Source organism: Salinigranum halophilum (genome assembly GCF_007004735.1).
Classification (GTDB): Archaea; Halobacteriota; Halobacteria; order Halobacteriales; family Haloferacaceae; genus Salinigranum; species Salinigranum halophilum.
On the sequence record NZ_SSNL01000003.1, the window covers coordinates 657,113 to 673,558 of the forward strand.

The following is a 16,446-nucleotide window of genomic DNA, read 5'->3' on the forward strand; positions in this document are numbered from 1 at the left end:
CACCGGTAAGCGAGGACGAAGCGAATGGCTCGGTATCACATCGAGACGTACGGCTGTACGTCCAATCGCGGAGAGAGCCGACAGATCGAGTCGGCACTCCGCGACGCGGGACACTACCGCGTCAATGGGCCGGAAGAAGCCGACGTCGCCATCATGAACACCTGCACCGTGGTGGAGAAGACGGAACGGAACATGCTCCGCCGGGCCAAAGAACTCGAAACCGAGACGGCGGACCTCATCGTCACCGGCTGTATGGCGCTCGCACAGGGCGATATCTTCCGCGAGGAGGACGTCGACGCCCAGATCCTCCACTGGGACGAGGTCCCCTCCGCCGTCACGAACGGCGAGTGTCCCACGCCCGGACCGGGCGTCGAACCCGTGCTGGACGGCGTCGTCGGCATCCTCCCCATCGCTCGCGGCTGTATGAGCGACTGCTCGTACTGTATCACGAAGCACGCCACCGGCAAAATCGACTCTCCCTCCATCGAAGAGAACGTCGAGAAGGCCCGCGCCCTCGTCCACGCCGGTGCCAAGGAGATTCGAATCACCGGTCAGGACACCGGCGTCTACGGGTGGGACCAGGGAGAACGAACGCTCCACGAACTCCTCGACCGGGTCTGCGACATCGACGGCGACTTCCGCGTCCGGGTCGGGATGGCCAACCCGAAAGGCGTCCACGGCATCCGCGAGGAACTGGCAACGGTGTTCGCCGAGAACGAGAAGCTCTACAACTTCCTCCACGCTCCCGTCCAGTCCGGCTCCAACGACGTCCTCGGCCACATGCGCCGCCAACACCAGGTGTCGGAGTACGTCGAGGTGGTCGAGACGTTCGACGCCCACCTGGACTACTGGACGCTCTCGACGGACTTCATCGTCGGCTATCCCACAGAAGACGACGCCGACCACCAGCAGTCGATGGCGCTCCTCCGCGAGACCCGCCCCGAGAAGATCAACGTCACGCGCTTCTCGAAGCGCCCCGGCACTGACGCGGCGAAGCTGAAGGGCCTCGGCGGCACGGTCAAGAAGGAGCGCTCGAAGGAGATGTCCGAGCTGAAGATGGACGTCGTCGGCGAGGCCTACGAGGCGATGGTGGGCACGACTCACGAGGTGCTCGTCGTCGAGCAGGGCACGGGTGACTCGGTGAAGTGCCGCGACGAGGCCTACCGGCAGGTCATCGTCCAGAACGCCTCCGAGTACGGGTTGGAACCTGGCGACTTCTGTACGGTCGAGGTCACGGGTCACCAGACGGTGTACGCGTTCGCGAAGCCGGTCTGAGCCACGCTCCCTCGTCGAGGCCGGTGGTGCCACCGATGGACTCTTTGGTTTCACCGCCGGTCTCTCGCTGTGGCCGCTTCGAACGACTGTTCCGACTGGCTCGCCACCGTCGCCCCTGCGTTCACCGTCCTAGTCGTCTTCGGCCTCGTGGTCGCGGTCTCCGGCGTCTGGCCTCCGTTCGTCGCCGTCGAGAGCGGGAGCATGGAGCCGCATCTCGAACGCGGTGACCTCGTGTACCTGACGGCGTCGGAGCGATACGCGCCCGAGTCAGCGACGGCGGCAGGCGTCGTCACTCGTGCTGCAGCCGTCGACTACCATCGACTCGGCGGGCGTGGCGACGTCGTCGTCTTCGCTCCGCCCTCACGCGGCGGTTCGCCCGTCATCCACCGGGCACAGTTCCACGTCGAGCGCGGTGAGAACTGGTACGACGAGGCCGATGCCGACTTCCTCCCGGCGTCGGTCGACGGCTGTGACGAACTCGCGCACTGTCCCGCACCGCACGCGGGGTACGTCACGAAGGGCGACGCGAACCCCTACTACGACCAGGCGGGCGAGCTCGCCCCGGTCCGCCCGTCGTGGCTCCGCGGGAAGGCGCAGACCGCGATTCCGTGGGTCGGACATCTCAGGCTGGCCCTCGCTGGCAGATGAGTTCACACGCCCGTAGCGCACGGCCGTAGACGGGCGAACGACGACGACGGCGTCACGGCCCGCTCGGGTCGGTGTCGTGGACGGCCGACGCCGAGGAGACTCCACGCTCCGACCCGGCTCCGGCTTCCGTCCCCTCGTCGTCCACCTCCCGGGAGAGGAGTTCCGTCGTCTCGTCCTCCTTCCACTCGCCCAGTTCCTTCGGGTCCACGTGGACGAAGACGTCGTCGACCTGCGGGAGCGACCGGATGGATTCGATGACTTCCGTCTCGATATCGTGCGCTTCGAGCAGCGTCATGTCACCTTCCACCTCGATGTGGAGGCTCACGTCGATCTCGGGGCCGACGTAGTGGGCGACCACGTCGTGTGCGCCCTTCACGTCCGGGTGTTCGAACGCCCGGCGGAGGATCTCGACCCGCAGCGACTCGGGCGGGGCGGCTCCGACGAGGTAGTTGACGTTGTCACGGACGATCTCGTATCCCGTGTACAGGATACCGAGCGAGACGAGACCAGCAGCAGCCGGGTCGAGGATGGGTGCGCCCATCGACGCGCCGACGACACCGACGAACGCCGCGCTCGCGGTGAGGATGTCGTTGCGGTTGTCGAGCGCCGTCGCCTCCAGTGCGGGCGAGTGATAGCGCTCGCCTACCCGGAGACAGTACCGGTAGAGGCCGAACTTCACCGCAGCGCTCGCCCCGAGGACGGCGAGGCCGAGCGGCCCGGCGGCTCCCCCGTAGTTCCCGGTGAGCACCGACGAGGTGGCCTGCCAGAGAACGGCGAACCCCGCAGCGAAGACGCCGAGAGCGATGACGAGCGAGACGAACGGCTCGATGCGTTCGTGCCCGTGCGGATGCTCGAAGTCCGGCGGCTGGGTCGTGAGGTACAGCCCCGCGAGGATGACGACGCTGTAGACGACGTCGGCGAGGCTGTTGACCGCCTCCGACCCGACCGCGAGGCTCCCCGTGAGGAACCAGACGCCACCCTTGGCGGCGACGAGCGCGACGTTCACCACCAGGATGACTGCACCGACCCGCCGTACCGCGTCAGACCGGTCCATCGACCGTCGTTGGACCGAGAGGGACAAAGACGCTTCGCCCGACGCCGCGGCGTGACTCAGTCGAAGTGGAGCCGAACCGCGCCGCTGTCGGCGACGGCCGCTCCCGGTTGTGCGCCGAACGCCTCGTGGACGCGCTCGTAGGTGTCGTCGATCGCCTCGACGATGACCGAGGTGTCCGAGACGACGGGCATGAAGTTCGTGTCGCCGTTCCACCGCGGGACGACGTGGGTGTGGAGGTGGTCCTCGATGGAGCCGCCGGCCGGGCCACCGAGGTTCAACCCGGCGTTGAACGCGTCGGGACCCAGCGCCGCCTCCAGCGCGTCGAAGGTCCGGGCCTTCAGCCGGGCGTGGTCGAGGAGTTCCGCATCGGAGAGGTCGCCGTACGTCCCCGTGTGTCGGTACGGGATGACCATCACGTGGCCCGGGTTGTACGGGTAGTTGTTGAGGAGCACGAACGCGCGGTCCGAACGGGCGACGACGTTCGTCTCGACGTCCGCCCCGCGCTCGGGGAGCGCACAGAACGGGCACTCGTCGCCCCCGTCGCTCTCGCGTTCGACCCACTCGATGCGCCACGGCGCGAAGATCTGGTCCATACGACCGGGAACGACGGCGGGCGCTTAGTCCTGTCCGTCCCCACGGTGGCCCCCCGTCCTCGGGCCGACCGCAGACCGGTATGATTCCTGGCGTGTGCAGGAAGTAAATTAATGAGAGATGAATCCTTAGGTCCGGTCGATGGCTACGCGACCATCAGACACAGACGGCATGACCGAACCCTGCGAGGAGTGTGGCCGTGAAACACTCCACCAGGTGCAGGTCGAGCTTCGAACGGAGAGTTCGAAGCCGGAGAACGCGGAGTACTCGCGCGAGCCATATCGCGTGTCCACCTGCTTCGAATGCGGTGTGACCTCCGCTCAGCGGATGAACGACGCCTAGTTGGGGCAGGCGTTTCACCTTCTTTCGACGTACCGGTGCTCGCGACCGAGTAGCCGCGTCTCAGGCGGTCGTAATCTCACAGCCGTCTTCGGTGACGATGACCGTGTGCTCCGCCTGGCTCACCATCCGACCCTCCTCTTCTTTCAGCACCGGGTAGCCGTGGAGGACGCCCTGTCTCGATAGCCGGGAGATGGCCATCTCAGCCCGGGGGGTGTCGACCCACCGTGCCGCGAAGGGCAGCGTCCGGTAGTGTTCGGTGACGTGTTCGAGCACCTCGCGGGCCTGGCGGTTGCGGACCGACCGCTCGCGTTCGAGGCTGTATATCTCCTCTTTCGACCCCTCGCCGACCTTTCCGCGCCCGTCGGTCGCGAACGGCTCGACGGCGACGACGTCACCGACTTCGAGTTCGACGCCGCGCTCGGTCCCCCGGTTGGGGATGTTGGGCCCGGTGTGGGCGTCGTACTGGGCGACGCCGTGGCCCGAGAGGTTGAGGACGGGTGTGAAGCCGTACCCGCGGATGACGTCCTCGATGGCCTGCCCCACGACGCCCGTCTCCACGCCCGGGCCGATCTCGTCGAGGGCGGCGTCGAGTGCCTGCTCTGCGGCCTCCGTCAACTGGTCCTCCCCCGCGAGGTCTACCGTGACGGCCGCGTCGGCGATGTAGCCGTCGACGTGCACGCCGAGGTCGAGACAGACGAGGTCCTCGCCGAAGGTGGTCTCGTCGTCGCGGGCGGGCGTCGAGTGCGAGGCCTCCTCGTCGACCGAGATGTTCACCGGAAAGGCACAGCCGTCGGCGAGTTCGTCGATGCGAGACTCGGCGTGTTCGGCTACTTCGAGATGGGTCACCCCGGGTTCGACCAGTTCGCGTGTCTCGTCCATCACCGTCTTCAACACCTGGCCTGCCTCGCGGTACTTCTCGACCGTGTCGTCGTCGAGGGGTCCGATGCTCATAGCCTCCGCTTTGAGAGAGGAGCGGAAAGAGGTTGCGGGCCACCCGGCGCGACGACCGAGCGTCGCAGCCCGAACGCTCACCCTTTCGCGCGACTCCTCGGTCAGCCGTGCGACGGTCACGGTCGCCCGCCTCGGATGCGTCCCGACTCGAGACCACGTGAGGCGTCACCGTGGCATCGTTTATCTATATAGTTAACTTAGCAATCCTTTAGATGCGTTCGGCCCAGGCATCTACAAGACATCTACTTATGACCGTCCCCGTGTTCAACCATAGCGTCGAGGCCCAGCACACTCGAATCGACGCGGACGAGTGGGATGACGTCTACGTCGTCGGCGACGTCCACGGCTGTCTCCGCGAACTCCGGACGCTCGTCGACCGCATCGGTCCGTCGGACCGGGACCTGTTCGTGTTCGTCGGCGACCTCGTCCGGAAGGGCCCCGACAGCAAGGGTGTCGTCGACTTCGTTCGCGAGCACGACAACATGGTCACCATCCGCGGCAACAACGAGGAGAAGCTCCTCCGGGGGACGAAAGAACTGCCCGAACTCACCCACGACGACCTCGCGTGGATCCGCTCGCTCCCCGTCGCCATCTCCTTCGAGGACGCCCTCGTCGTCCACGGCGGCGTCGACCCGCGCAAGCCGCTGGACGACCACGACGTCGACGAACTCCTGGAGATGCGGTCGCTGTCGAGCGGCTACGAGCGGCCCTTCTGGTGGGAGACACACGACGGTCCACAGACGGTGTTCTTCGGCCACACCCCCCTCTCGGCTCCCGTCGTCCGCGAGCACGCCGTCGGGCTCGACACGGGCTGTGTCTACGGCGGGTCACTGACGGCGTACAGCTGGTACGACGAGGAGGTCCTCGAACTGGGGACCGACCGGACGGTCGAACACCGGCCCGCGTCGAAGTTCGTCGCCCCCCAGCTGCAGGCCTCCCCGTGAACTCAAGACGTCCGGCGGCGTAATGACCGACGATGTCACAGGAAGAGGTGTCCGACGACCCCACGACGTCGGACGACGGCGACGTCGGCACGGGCACCGACACCGACACCGGGACCGGCACGGCGGTCGACACCCACGTCGCAGTTGACCTCGACGACCCGGGCGCGGTCGACCTCGACGACCCGTCGCTGTATCTCAACCGCGAACTCTCCGAACTCGCCTTCCAGCGCCGCGTCCTCCACGAGGCGCTCGACGAGCGGAACCCCCTCGTAGAGCGCGCGAAGTTCCTCGCCATCGTCACGCGCAACATGGACGAGTTCTTCATGAAACGGGTCGGCGGCCTGAAACAGCAGATGGACGCCGGCGTCACGGAGCTGACGCCGGACGGCCGAACCCCCGACGAACAGTGGGACGCCATCCTCGAGGCGTCGCGCGCGCTCTTCTCGCGGCAGGCCGACTGCTACGCCGACGTCAGGGCGGCGCTCGCCGCCGAGGGCGTCCGCATCGTCGACTGGGACGACCTCTCGGCGGGGGAACAAGCCGACCTCGCGGACTACTTCGAGCAGTCGGTCCTCCCCACGCTCACGCCCTTGACCTTCGACCCCGCCCACCCGTTCCCGTTCATCTCGAACCTCTCGTTGTCGCTGGCGGTGCTCACGAGCGACGGCTCGGACGTGAAGTTCTCGCGGGTGAAGATTCCCCGGAACCGTCCCCGACTCGTCCCCCTCGGGGACGACGCTCGGTACGTCCGGCTCGAACACGTCATTGAGGCGAACCTCGACCGGCTCTTCCCCAACGTGGAGGTCGTCGACACCTCGCTGTTCCGGGTGACGCGCAACGCCGAGGTGCGACGGAACGAGGAGGTCGCCGAGGGGCTAATAGACATGATCGAGGACGTCCTCCGTCAGCGGCGGTTCGCGACGGTGGTCCGGCTGGAGGTCTCCGCCGACACCCCCGACCGGGTGCGTGACCTCCTCGTCGAACAGCTCGGCGTCTCCGAGCGCGAGGTGTTCACGCTCGACGGCCTCCTCGACTACACCGCCCTCTTCTCGCTCGCCGACCTCGGACGCTCCGAGTTGACGCTCGAACCGTGGTCGCCACAGGTCCACCCGCGCTTCGCCGGCGTCGACCCCGAGGACCCCGACGAACTGTTCGCCGAGATACGCGAGAAGGACGTCCTCGTCCATCACCCGTACCACTCCTTCTCGACGACGGTCCAGTCGTTCCTCGACGCTGCCGCCTCGGACCCCGACGTCCTCGCCATCAAGGCGGCCATCTACCGCACCGCGTCGGACTCGAAGGTCATCGAGAGCCTCATCGAGGCGGCGAAGAACGGCAAGCAGGTGGCGGTGATGGTCGAACTCAAAGCGCGGTTCGACGAGGAGAACAACCTCCGGTGGGTCAAACGACTCGAAGAGGAGGGTATCCACGTCGCCTACGGCACCATCGGGCTGAAGACGCACTCGAAGACGGCGCTCGTCGTGCGCGAGGAAGACGACGGCGTCCAGTTGTACTCGCACGTCGCCACCGGCAACTACCACTCCGAGACGGCCAAGACCTACACCGATCTGGGCCTGCTCACGACGGACCGCGACATCGGCCAGGACCTGGTGAAGCTGTTCAACTTCTTCACCGGCCACTCGCTGCACGAGTCGTACCGCAAACTGCTCGTCGCGCCCGAGAACATGCGTCGGGAGTTCACCCGACTCGTCCGCCGCGAGGCCGACCACGCCCGCCAGGGGAAAGAGGCGAAGGTCGTCGTGAAGATGAACTCGCTGGAGGACCCCGAGATGGTCGAAGAACTCTACCGTGCGTCGATGGCCGGCGTCGACATCGACCTCGTCGTCCGCGGTATCTGTCGGCTCCGCCCCGGCCTCGCGGGCGTGAGCGAGACGATCGACGTCTCCTCCATCGTGGGTCGGTTCCTCGAACACTCGCGGGTCTTCTACTTCGCGAACGACGGCGACCCCGAGTACTACATCGGCTCGGCGGACTGGATGACGCGCAACCTCGACCGGCGTGTCGAGGCTGTCACCCCCGTCGAGGACCCCGACCTCCGCGAGGAACTGCAGTTCGTCCTCGACGCGGCCCGCGAGGACAACCGCAAGCGGTGGGCCATGGCCGCCGACGGGAGCTACGAACAGGTCCGCCCGGCCGAGGGAGAGCCGGTTCGCAGCAGCCACCAGCGGCTGATGGAGCGCGCCCGGGCGGCGGTCCCCGACGAACATCCCACGTCCGTCATCCAGGCACACGGGGGCGCGAAACGCGAGTCCAGCGTCGACTTCACGGACGTGTTCACCGACGACAGTTGAGTCGACGCGCGTCGAACCGTCAGCGGTCGACTTCGCCCATAATCGTATCCAGACTCCCCAGCGACGCGATCATATCCGCCACGTACTCACCCTCCGCCATCTCGGGCAGTGCCTGCAGGTTCGAGAAGGAGGGACCGCGAATCTTGAACCGCGCCGGCGTGTCCGTCCCGTCGGCGCGCAGGTAGATGCCGAGTTCGCCCTTCGCCCCCTCGACCGCCCGGTAGAGTTCCGTGTCGTCGTCCGGGCGGATGGTCCGGGGCACGTTCGCCTGAATCTCCCGTTCGGACTCGGGCCAGTCCTCGAGCAGGTCGACGCACTGTTCGATGATCTTCGCCGACTCCTCTATCTCGCGCAGACGGACCAGCAGGCGCGAGAAGTTGTCGCAGCCGTCCTCGGTGACGACGTCCCAGTCGAGGTCGGCGTAGTAGCCGTAGGGGTCGTCCCGACGGAGGTCGTAGTCGATGCCCGACCCGCGGGCGACCGGCCCGGTCGCGCCGTAGGACTTGGCGACCTTCGGCGGCAAGACCCCGGTGTCGAGCGTCCGTAGCTGCATGAGTTCGTTCGCCGTCAGCAGGTCGTGGTACTCCGAGAGTGCCGTGGCGAGGTGGTCTGTGAGGTCCCGAACCTCCTCGAAGAAGTCCTCGCGGGGCTCGGGGAGGTCCCAGACCACTCCCCCTAACCGGAAGTAGTTGAACATCAGCCGTTGACCAGTGAGGTCCTCGAGGACGCTCTGGACCTTCTCGCGGTCGCGAATCGCGTACATGAACGTCGCCGTGAACTCGCCGACGATGTCCAGCGCGTAGGTCCCGACCGCGAGGAGATGCGAGAGGACCCGGGAGAGTTCGGCGCTCATCGTCCGGACGACCTGCGCGTAGTCGGGCACCTCGATGTCGGCCATGTCTTCGGCCACTCGCGCGTACGCCCACTCGTTCAGGAGGCCGGCCCCGCTCCAGTCCCAGCGGTCGGGGTACGGCATGATCTGATAGCGGTAGGTCCCCTGCTGGCACAGTTGCTCCTCACAGCGGTGGATGTAGCCGAGGTCGGGTTCGAGGTCGACCACCTGCTCGCCACTGAGCGTCGCCTCGACGTGGAGGACGCCGTGGGTCGCCGGGTGGTGGGGACCGACGTTGATGAGCATCGTCTCGCCGTCGTCCGCCTCCGCGTCGGCCTCGATGGGGTTGCGGTTCTCGGTGTAGGGGACGATCTGCGGACGATTTTGGTCGTAGTCGAGGCCGAGGGGGTGACCCTGCCACGTCTCGGGGAGGAGGATGCGTCGGAGGTCGGGGTGACCCTCGTACTCGATACCGACCAGGTCGTACGCTTCGCGCTCGTGCCAGTCGGCGGTCCGGAACACCGGTTCGGCCGTCTGGCTCTTGGGGGCGTCCTTGGCGGTGGGGACGACGACGCTCGCCTCCCGCGTGCGGTCGTCGTAGGAGGTGAGGTGGTAGATGGACTCGTAGCGGTCCTCGTACTCCTGTGCGGTGACACACGAGAGGTGGTCGAAGCCGGCCTCCTGCTTGAGCGTCGAGAGGACGTCCTGGACGGCGTCGGGGCGAATCTCGAAGCCGGGCGCGTTCAGGTGGTCGTCGCGCCTGATGACGTGGTCGTCGACGAGCGACGCAGCGTCATCGAGCGGGGTCGAGTCGGCTGTTCGGCGGTCGAGGGACGAGGAGGTGGATGCGTGCGACATGGTCGGGGAAACGCCGTCGAGGGCGTCTCCCCGTTCGCCCGTCTCGAGCGTGGGCGTTCTGCCACACGCGTGAGGTCATTTATATACTCTCCGCCGCACCTCGGGAGCATGAAGACGCTCCGGCTTCGCCTCGAACTCGACGAGGCGACGATCCATCCGATGCACGCCTTCGTCTGCCGGCGTGAGGAGTTCTCCCGGAGTCGCTTGCTCCACTGGAACGTCGGGGGCGACGGGACGGTGTCGATGATCTTCCACGTCAACGGGACGGCCCCCGACGCGTACGCCGCCGCGCTCGCCGAGGTCGAGTCGGTCGCGGCCCACCAGGTGGCCGTCCGAGGCGACGAGTCCTTCTACGTCTACGTCCGAGACGACCTGCGAGACGCCGACCAGCGGCTCCTGGGAACGTACCGCGGCGACAGTCTGGTGATCGTTCCGCCCGTGACGTACCGCGCCGACCGCTCGATGCTGTTCACGCTCGTCGGAACGGCCGAGGCGGTCCAGGCGGCCGTCTCGGAGACACCGGACGACGTCGCGGTCGACGTCCTCTCGGTTCGCCCGTACGACGCCGGCGCGGTCGACTCGCTCCTTCGGCTCACGGACCGACAGCGTGCGGCCGTCCGCGTCGCAGTAGACGTCGGCTACTACGGGGCGCGACGAGCGGGCTCTGTCGCGGCCGTCGCCGAGGAGCTCGGCTGTTCGACGGCGACGGCGGCAGAACACCTCCGGAAGGCGGAGGCCGAAATCATGTCGCGGGTCGTCGACCGGCGGCTGTGAGGCGGGCCAGCGTGACGGGAGTCACCGCCGGGCGACAGCGGTCTGCATCGCCTCGCTGTTGTAGGCGCTCCCGACGCCGTCAGCCGAGAGCACGATGAGCCCCGCCGTCGACTCGGTCTCCGCCGCGAACCGTTCGAGTGCCGCCTCGGCGGCCGCCTGTGGGTCTTCCCCGGCTTCCAGACCGTCGACCGCTCGCCGCGCCAGCGTCGCGCGGGTGATGTCCTCGCCCGCCCCCGTCGCCGAAGCGCCGCCGGCGGGCGTGCAGTAGAAGCCGGACCCGGCCTGTGGGACGTCGCCGACGCGCCCGGCGAGCGCGAACCACCGGCCGCCCGTGGAGGTCGCCGCCGCGAACCGGTCGCCGTCGCCCGCGACGGCCCCGACAGTGTCGTGGTCCGTTCCCCTGGTTCCGTCGCCGTCGCCGTCTCCGACGGTGGGGTCTGCCCCGCCCGTGTCGTCGCCGAAGTGGTCGCGGACCCACGCGACCTGTGCGCTCGGCTCAGACGGGGGGTCAGCGGCCGCGAACCGCTCGCGGGTCGCCGCCGTGAAGAGGTCGACGTCGGTCTCGACGCCGACGTGCTCGGCGAACGCCACCCCGCCGTCGCCAGCGAGCAGGACGTGCGGTGTCTCCTCGCAGACGGCACGGGCGACCGTGACGGGATGTTCGACACCGGTGAGCGAGGCGACGGCACCGACCGCTCGCGTCGAGGTCATCACGCCGGCGTCGACGCGTACCGTGCCGTCGGCCTGGACGGCGCCTCCGCGGCCGGCGTTGAACCGCTCGTCGTGTTCGAGCACTCGAACCGCGGATTCGACCGCGGCCAGCGGTGTCGACGTCGCGGCCCCGGCAGCGGCTGCGTCGTCGAGGACGCCCTGTCTCGCCGTCGGCGCGGCCGGCGCGCTGCCAGCCCCGCCGTGAACGATGACGTGCATGCGCCGGTGCTCTCGCGGCGACGACTAAACACTGGCTCTCGCTGGCCACGGACGGCCGCACCGACCGTCCTGGTCGCTCGGTGTCAGCTCCCGGACGGAGAACGGCAGGCATTTTAGTGAGCTACGGAAATCCGTGATTGTTCATGAGCTACGACAAGGTCGAGGTCCCCGAAGACGGCGAGGCCATCACGCTCGCCGACGAGGAGACCGGAGAACTCGACGTACCGGACAACCCCATCATCCCGATCATCCACGGCGACGGCATCGGGACGGACGTCGGGCCGGCGGCCCAGCAGGTGCTCGACGCCGCCGCCGAGGCGACGGGCCGTTCCATCGCGTGGATGCGCCTGTACGCCGGTGCCTCCGCCCGCGAGAAGTACGACGAGAACCTCCCCGAGGACACGGTCACGGCCATCCGCGAGCACCGCGTCGCCATCAAGGGGCCGCTCACGACGCCGGTCGGTGCCGGCTTCCGCTCGCTGAACGTCGCGCTCCGACAGAAGCTCGACCTCTACGCCAACGTTCGCCCCACCTACCACCTCGACGGCGTCCCCTCGCCCGTGAAGAACCCCGGCCAGATGGACATGGTCACCTTCCGTGAGAACACGGAGGACGTCTACGCCGGCATCGAGTGGGAGGCCGAGACCGACGAAGTCGAGCAGGTCCGCGAGTTCGTCGAAGACGAGATGGGCTTCGATTCGACCATCCACGACGGCCCGGTCGGCATCGGTATCAAGCCCATCTCCGAGTTCGGTTCGAAGCGCCTCATCCGCGAGGCCATCGACTACGCACTCGAGAACGACCGCGACTCCGTCACCCTCGTCCACAAGGGGAACATCATGAAGTTCACCGAGGGCGCGTTCCGCGACTGGGGCTACGAGGTCGCAGAAGAGGAGTACGGCGACCACGTCATCACCGAGGACCAGCTGTGGGAGGAGTACGACGGCGAGGCCCCCGAGGACACGCTCGTCGTCAACGACCGCATCGCGGACAACATGCTCCAGCAGCTGCTGACCCGGACGGGTGACTACGAGGTCATCGCCACGATGAACCTCAACGGCGACTACATGTCCGACGCCGCCGGCGCGCAGATCGGCGGTCTCGGCATCGCCCCCGGTGGCAACTTCGGCGAGGGCCTCTGTCTCGCCGAGCCGGTCCACGGCTCCGCCCCCAAGTACGCGGGCGAGGACAAGGTCAACCCGACGGCGATGATTCTCTCGGGCCGCATCATGCTCGAGTACATGGGCTGGAAGGACGCCGCGGAACTCGTCAAGGACGCCGTCGAGCAGACTATCTCCGCCGGCACCGTCACCTACGACCTCCACCGCCAGATCGAAGGCGGCACCAAGGTCGCCACCAGCGAGTTCGCCGACGCCGTCTGCGAGAAGATTCACGAACTCGCGTAAGCGATTCGTGAGCCTGCCCGGCGTAGCCTGACATCGTCGAAGAACTCGCGTACGCACCCCGGCCGACCACACTCGGTTCTTTATGCCGCGCCGCGCTCGGACAGCGACGCCGCCGGCGTGCGTTCGCGTCCACCCGGTGGTCGGCGTGGGCGGGCGAACCGGTGACGCCTGGCCGGGCCGCGGCCGCGACGTTTTACCGACGCGACACGCTACTGGACGGTGTGTACGGCGTCGTCCCCGCGGCCGGCGAAGGCACCCGCCTGCGCCCGCGCACAGCCTCGAAACCGAAGGGCCTCGTCGAGGTGGCCGGCCGGCCACTCTTGACGCACTGCTTCGAGACGCTTCGCGCGCTCGGCGTCGAGCGCCTCGTCGTCGTCGTGGGCTACCGGGGGGACGACATCGTCGCCCACTACGGTGACCGCTTCGCGGACGTCCCGCTCACCTACGTCCGCCAGGACGAACGGACGGGGCTCGCAGACGCGCTCCGCACGGTCGAACCCCACGTCGACGGTGACTTCGTGTCGATGAACGGTGACAACGTCTGCCGGGCGAACCTCGCGGCCGTCGTCGACAGACATCGGGACTGCCGTGCGGACGCGACCCTGCTCGTCGACCGGGTGTCACGGGAGGCCGCCGCGAACACGGGCGTCCTCGCGTTCGACGACGCCGGGCGGGTGACCGGCCTCGTCGAGAAGCCCGCGGAGCCGCCGTCGACGACGGTTCCCCGGGGCTTCTTCGCCTTCTCACCGCGGGTCTTCGAGGCGTGCCGCGCCATCGACCCCGCCCCGACCGGGGAGTACGAACTCACAGCCGCGGTCGACTGGCTCGTCTCCCGGGGTGGTCGCGTCGAAACCGTCCCCCTCGACGGGTGGTGCGTCAACGTGAACACCGAGGCCGACAGGCGGCGCGCGGCGGCCCTGCTTCGAGACGGGTGAGACGCGCCCGTCCGACGCGGCCCGCTCAGGGCTCCAGCACTTCGACGAGGTTCCCCTCCGGGTCGCGGAGGAAGCAGATCTTCGTGCCGCTGGCCGTCCGCTGGGGCGGGCTCTGCGTCTCGACGTGGTCGGGGAGCGACTCGTAGAACGCGTCGAGGTCTGCCGTCGAGAGCCCGACGTGGACCGCGCCGGGCTGGTTCACGACCTGCTCGTCGCAGTTGTCCCCTTCGGGGTCGTACGAGACCAGTTCGATTCGAGCGCCGCCGGCGTCGAGGTGTGCGAACTCGGCGCTCGCCCCGTCGACGCCGACACCCGTCGCGAACGCCTCGCCGTCGACTGAAAAGCGCGCGAGCACGTCGAGGCCGAGGACCTCCCGGTAGAAGTCGACGACGCGGTCGAGGTTCGCGACGGTGACGCCGACGTGGTGGGCAGTGAGTTCCGGCATGGTTGATGCCCGGTGGGTCGCCGGATACCGGTTTCGGTCCGGACCCCGAAACCCCGCCGGGTTCGGCATCACGTACGTTTTTGGTCGATAGGGTCAGATGTCGGGTATGCAAGACGACCGCGCAGCGGGGGTGCTGGTCGGCCTCGCCTGTGGCGACGCGCTCGGCCGACCGGTCGAGTTCGAGACGCCCGCCCGCATCCTCGCCCAGTACGGCGAGGTGACGGAGATGCTCGGAGACGGGACGTGGAGCAAGCCCGCGGGGACGGTCACCGACGACACGGCCATGGCGCTGTGTCTCGCACGGAGCCTCGTGGACCGGGGAGAGTTCGACCCGGCTGACGTCGCCGCCCGCTTCGTCGCGTGGTACGATTCGGGGCCGTTCGACGTCGGGAACATGACGGCCAACGCGCTCTCGCGGATTCGGGACGGCGAGTCGTGGGACGTCGCCGGCCGGCACGTGTGGGAGCAGTCGCCGGAGGGCTCGAACGCGGGCAACGGGAGCGTGATGCGGGCAGCGCCGCTCGCCGTCGCCTTCGCGACCGACGAGGGGCGGCTGGTCGACGCGAGCGAGGCGAGTTCGCGGATCACCCACGCGGACCCGCGCTGTACCGCGGGTTGTGCCGTGTTGAACCTCACCGTCGCCGGACTCTGCCGCGACGGTGCCGACCCGCTGGCTACTGCGCTCGACCGGGTGTCTCTCCCGCCCGCGCTCGACGAGGCGCTTCGCCCGGTCGTCGCCGGCACCCTCGACCCCGACACCCTCTGCTCGACGGGCTACGTCGTCGACACGCTCCAGACCGCGCTCTGGCACGGACTCCACGCCGAGTCGCCCGAGGCGGCCCTCGTCGACGTGGTCAACATGGGCGGTGACGCTGACACGGTCGGGGCGGTCACCGGAGCCCTCGTCGGCGCGCGGTTCGGCGCGGACGCGCTCCCCGCGCGGTGGCTGGACGAACTCGACGAGTGTGCGGAACTCCGTTCGCTCGCGACCCGCCTCGGCGCGCTCTGACCCGGGCGTCGAGTCAGAGCCGCTGGGGGCCATCCGGGTAGCCCCACACCCGGCTCCGGACCCAGAGGAAGAGCGAGAAGACGACGGCACCGGCGGTGTCGGCGACGAGGTCGACGCCGGTGTCTTCGAGATAGAACGCGCGGCTCCAGTTGACCCAGAAGTCGGTGAACAGTCTCTCGTAGACCTCGAACCACGTCCCGATGGCGAGCACCAGCAGGGGTAAGACGACGAAGACGGCGAACGCGCCGCGGGCGAGTTGTGGGCGGTAGACGTAGAGGACGGCCGCCACGCCCAGCCCCGAGAGGGCGTGGACCATCACGTCCCACCACCAGATCTTCGAGTAGAGGAACAGTCCCATGCTGGCGAAGTGTAGACCGGTGACGCCGACGCCGAACCCCCCGACCGCGTACACGTCTTTGGGGCGAAGCGCTCGGCGTCGACTGAACGCCTCGACCCAGCGTGTCGAGCGGGCGAGCGCGTCGGAGCGCGGAAGCATACCTCCCCCTCGGAGAGGCGACAAAAAAGCGTTTGCCCCCGGTTATCACGACTGGCGACGACGGCCCGTCACGACCGCCGGACGCGGCTGTACAGCCTGAGGACGACACCGAAGGTGACCGCCCCGAGCGTGTCGACGACGAGGTCGACGGCGGTGTCTTCGAGGTAGAAGGCGTTGGACCAGCCGTACCAGAAGTCCTTGAACACCCGCTCGTACACCTCGAACCACGTCCCGATACAGAGGACACAGACCGGGAGGACGACGAAGAGGCCGACCCGCGAGCGGAACCCCTCGGTCCAGGCGAGATACAGCAGGGCGGCGACGCCGAAGCCCGACGTGAAGTGGGTGAGGAGGTCCCACCACCACAGTTCGGTGTAGATGCCGTACGCGAGACCCGCGAAGTGGAGGGCACTGACGCCGACACCCCAGGCGAGCGCCGCCGCCCACGCCCCCCGGCGGTGGCGACGGTAGCGGACGTCTATGTCGCTGACTCGGGTGTCCGTCAGCGACATCGCTCCCCCTCCACACGAGCGAACCGCGGTCGTCGACGCCGACGCTGGCGGCGCTGTCGCCGCGCCGTCTCGCGAATGGAGGGGCTCGCCGCGCCGACCCACGCCGGACGTCTGCGCATACTCCTCTCTCGT

The 16,446-nt window shown here is 68.2% G+C and carries 17 protein-coding genes; 9 read left to right on the plus strand and 8 right to left on the minus strand.

The genetic code is table 11. From position 1 onward, the window contains the following. Positions 1-24: 24 nt before the first annotated feature. Both E6N53_RS07925 and E6N53_RS07930 read left to right on the plus strand, forming a co-directional pair. Entirely contained in the window at positions 25-1,275 is a 1,251-nt protein-coding gene (locus tag E6N53_RS07925; RefSeq protein ID WP_142858238.1) for a tRNA (N(6)-L-threonylcarbamoyladenosine(37)-C(2))-methylthiotransferase, read from the plus strand. A 69-nt stretch (positions 1,276-1,344) separates the two neighbouring features. Continuing rightward, a complete protein-coding gene (locus tag E6N53_RS07930) occupies positions 1,345-1,923 on the plus strand; it encodes a S26 family signal peptidase (RefSeq protein ID WP_142858240.1) in 579 nt (192 codons plus the stop codon). A 52-nt stretch (positions 1,924-1,975) separates the two neighbouring features. Here E6N53_RS07930 and E6N53_RS07935 read toward each other — a convergent pair whose 3' ends face one another. Both E6N53_RS07935 and E6N53_RS07940 read right to left on the minus strand, forming a co-directional pair. Continuing rightward, entirely contained in the window at positions 1,976-2,977 is a 1,002-nt protein-coding gene (locus tag E6N53_RS07935; RefSeq protein ID WP_136589379.1) for a cation diffusion facilitator family transporter, read from the minus strand. Between the two features lie 56 nt (positions 2,978-3,033). Then, complete coding sequence (locus E6N53_RS07940) at positions 3,034-3,570, minus strand: HIT family protein (protein ID WP_142858243.1); 537 nt, start codon at positions 3,568-3,570, stop codon at positions 3,034-3,036. Between the two features lie 139 nt (positions 3,571-3,709). On the opposite strand from E6N53_RS07940, the gene E6N53_RS21615 reads away from it, so the two are divergent. Next, positions 3,710-3,910 (plus strand): DUF7835 family putative zinc beta-ribbon protein, encoded by a 201-nt coding sequence (locus E6N53_RS21615; protein ID WP_136589377.1) that lies wholly within the window; start codon positions 3,710-3,712, stop codon positions 3,908-3,910. 60 nt (positions 3,911-3,970) lie between these two features. On the opposite strand, the gene map is transcribed toward E6N53_RS21615, so the two are convergent. Beyond that, a complete protein-coding gene (map, locus tag E6N53_RS07950) occupies positions 3,971-4,861 on the minus strand; it encodes a type II methionyl aminopeptidase (protein ID WP_136589376.1) in 891 nt (296 codons plus the stop codon). A gap of 248 nt (positions 4,862-5,109) precedes the next feature. On the opposite strand from map, the gene E6N53_RS07955 reads away from it, so the two are divergent. Continuing rightward, positions 5,110-5,805, plus strand: a complete 696-nt coding sequence (locus E6N53_RS07955) for a metallophosphoesterase family protein (RefSeq protein ID WP_136601047.1) — start codon at positions 5,110-5,112, stop codon at positions 5,803-5,805. A 32-nt stretch (positions 5,806-5,837) separates the two neighbouring features. Then, positions 5,838-8,117 carry a polyphosphate kinase 1 gene (gene ppk1 / locus E6N53_RS07960; RefSeq protein WP_142858245.1) on the plus strand — a complete coding sequence of 760 codons (2,280 nt, stop codon included), beginning with the start codon at positions 5,838-5,840 and terminating at the stop codon, positions 8,115-8,117. Positions 8,118-8,136: 19 nt separating this feature from the next. Here the strand turns inward: ppk1 and E6N53_RS07965 are convergent, their stop codons facing one another. Then, positions 8,137-9,807, minus strand: coding sequence for an NADH-quinone oxidoreductase subunit D-related protein (locus E6N53_RS07965; protein ID WP_142858247.1), 1,671 nt, complete (start codon positions 9,805-9,807; stop codon positions 8,137-8,139). A gap of 108 nt (positions 9,808-9,915) precedes the next feature. On the opposite strand from E6N53_RS07965, the gene E6N53_RS07970 reads away from it, so the two are divergent. After that, positions 9,916-10,581 carry a helix-turn-helix domain-containing protein gene (locus tag E6N53_RS07970; RefSeq protein ID WP_142858249.1) on the plus strand — a complete coding sequence of 222 codons (666 nt, stop codon included), beginning with the start codon at positions 9,916-9,918 and terminating at the stop codon, positions 10,579-10,581. 21 nt (positions 10,582-10,602) lie between these two features. Here the strand turns inward: E6N53_RS07970 and E6N53_RS07975 are convergent, their stop codons facing one another. After that, a complete protein-coding gene (locus E6N53_RS07975) occupies positions 10,603-11,511 on the minus strand; it encodes an isoaspartyl peptidase/L-asparaginase (protein ID WP_142858251.1) in 909 nt (302 codons plus the stop codon). 143 nt (positions 11,512-11,654) lie between these two features. Here E6N53_RS07975 and icd point away from each other — a divergent pair, with 143 nt between their 5' ends. Together icd and E6N53_RS07985 are read left to right on the plus strand one after the other, a co-directional pair. Then, positions 11,655-12,917, plus strand: coding sequence for an isocitrate dehydrogenase (NADP(+)) (gene icd, locus E6N53_RS07980; RefSeq protein WP_136589371.1), 1,263 nt, complete (start codon positions 11,655-11,657; stop codon positions 12,915-12,917). A gap of 221 nt (positions 12,918-13,138) precedes the next feature. Beyond that, positions 13,139-13,852 (plus strand): sugar phosphate nucleotidyltransferase, encoded by a 714-nt coding sequence (locus E6N53_RS07985; RefSeq protein ID WP_136589370.1) that lies wholly within the window; start codon positions 13,139-13,141, stop codon positions 13,850-13,852. A gap of 25 nt (positions 13,853-13,877) precedes the next feature. Here the strand turns inward: E6N53_RS07985 and E6N53_RS07990 are convergent, their stop codons facing one another. Beyond that, the gene (locus E6N53_RS07990) at positions 13,878-14,297 is read right to left on the minus strand and encodes a VOC family protein (protein ID WP_142858253.1); all 420 of its coding nucleotides are present in this window, start codon (positions 14,295-14,297) and stop codon (positions 13,878-13,880) included. 106 nt (positions 14,298-14,403) lie between these two features. Between E6N53_RS07990 and E6N53_RS07995 the strand changes: the two genes are divergently transcribed. Next, the gene (locus E6N53_RS07995) at positions 14,404-15,306 is read left to right on the plus strand and encodes an ADP-ribosylglycohydrolase family protein (protein ID WP_142858255.1); all 903 of its coding nucleotides are present in this window, start codon (positions 14,404-14,406) and stop codon (positions 15,304-15,306) included. Between the two features lie 13 nt (positions 15,307-15,319). On the opposite strand, the gene E6N53_RS08000 is transcribed toward E6N53_RS07995, so the two are convergent. Both E6N53_RS08000 and E6N53_RS08005 read right to left on the minus strand, forming a co-directional pair. Next, the gene (locus E6N53_RS08000) at positions 15,320-15,718 is read right to left on the minus strand and encodes a DUF2238 domain-containing protein (protein WP_136589928.1); all 399 of its coding nucleotides are present in this window, start codon (positions 15,716-15,718) and stop codon (positions 15,320-15,322) included. Between the two features lie 152 nt (positions 15,719-15,870). After that, entirely contained in the window at positions 15,871-16,314 is a 444-nt protein-coding gene (locus E6N53_RS08005; RefSeq protein ID WP_236642319.1) for a DUF2238 domain-containing protein, read from the minus strand. Positions 16,315-16,446: the final 132 nt, after the last annotated feature.

Excerpts from the sequence above, each read along its gene's own strand:
- E6N53_RS07925 (WP_142858238.1), top strand. The coding sequence starts at position 25 with ATGGCTCGGTATCACATCGAGACGTACGGCTGTACGTCCAATCGCGGA.
- E6N53_RS07935 (WP_136589379.1), bottom strand. The coding sequence starts at position 2,977 with ATGGACCGGTCTGACGCGGTACGGCGGGTCGGTGCAGTCATCCTGGTG.
- E6N53_RS07940 (WP_142858243.1), bottom strand. The coding sequence starts at position 3,570 with ATGGACCAGATCTTCGCGCCGTGGCGCATCGAGTGGGTCGAACGCGAG.
- E6N53_RS21615 (WP_136589377.1), top strand. The coding sequence starts at position 3,710 with ATGGCTACGCGACCATCAGACACAGACGGCATGACCGAACCCTGCGAG.
- map (WP_136589376.1), bottom strand. The coding sequence starts at position 4,861 with ATGAGCATCGGACCCCTCGACGACGACACGGTCGAGAAGTACCGCGAG.
- E6N53_RS07955 (WP_136601047.1), top strand. The coding sequence starts at position 5,110 with ATGACCGTCCCCGTGTTCAACCATAGCGTCGAGGCCCAGCACACTCGA.
- ppk1 (WP_142858245.1), top strand. The coding sequence starts at position 5,838 with ATGTCACAGGAAGAGGTGTCCGACGACCCCACGACGTCGGACGACGGC.
- E6N53_RS07965 (WP_142858247.1), bottom strand. The coding sequence starts at position 9,807 with ATGTCGCACGCATCCACCTCCTCGTCCCTCGACCGCCGAACAGCCGAC.
- E6N53_RS07970 (WP_142858249.1), top strand. The coding sequence starts at position 9,916 with ATGAAGACGCTCCGGCTTCGCCTCGAACTCGACGAGGCGACGATCCAT.
- E6N53_RS07975 (WP_142858251.1), bottom strand. The coding sequence starts at position 11,511 with ATGCACGTCATCGTTCACGGCGGGGCTGGCAGCGCGCCGGCCGCGCCG.
- icd (WP_136589371.1), top strand. The coding sequence starts at position 11,655 with ATGAGCTACGACAAGGTCGAGGTCCCCGAAGACGGCGAGGCCATCACG.
- E6N53_RS07990 (WP_142858253.1), bottom strand. The coding sequence starts at position 14,297 with ATGCCGGAACTCACTGCCCACCACGTCGGCGTCACCGTCGCGAACCTC.
- E6N53_RS07995 (WP_142858255.1), top strand. The coding sequence starts at position 14,404 with ATGCAAGACGACCGCGCAGCGGGGGTGCTGGTCGGCCTCGCCTGTGGC.
- E6N53_RS08005 (WP_236642319.1), bottom strand. The coding sequence starts at position 16,314 with ATGTCGCTGACGGACACCCGAGTCAGCGACATAGACGTCCGCTACCGT.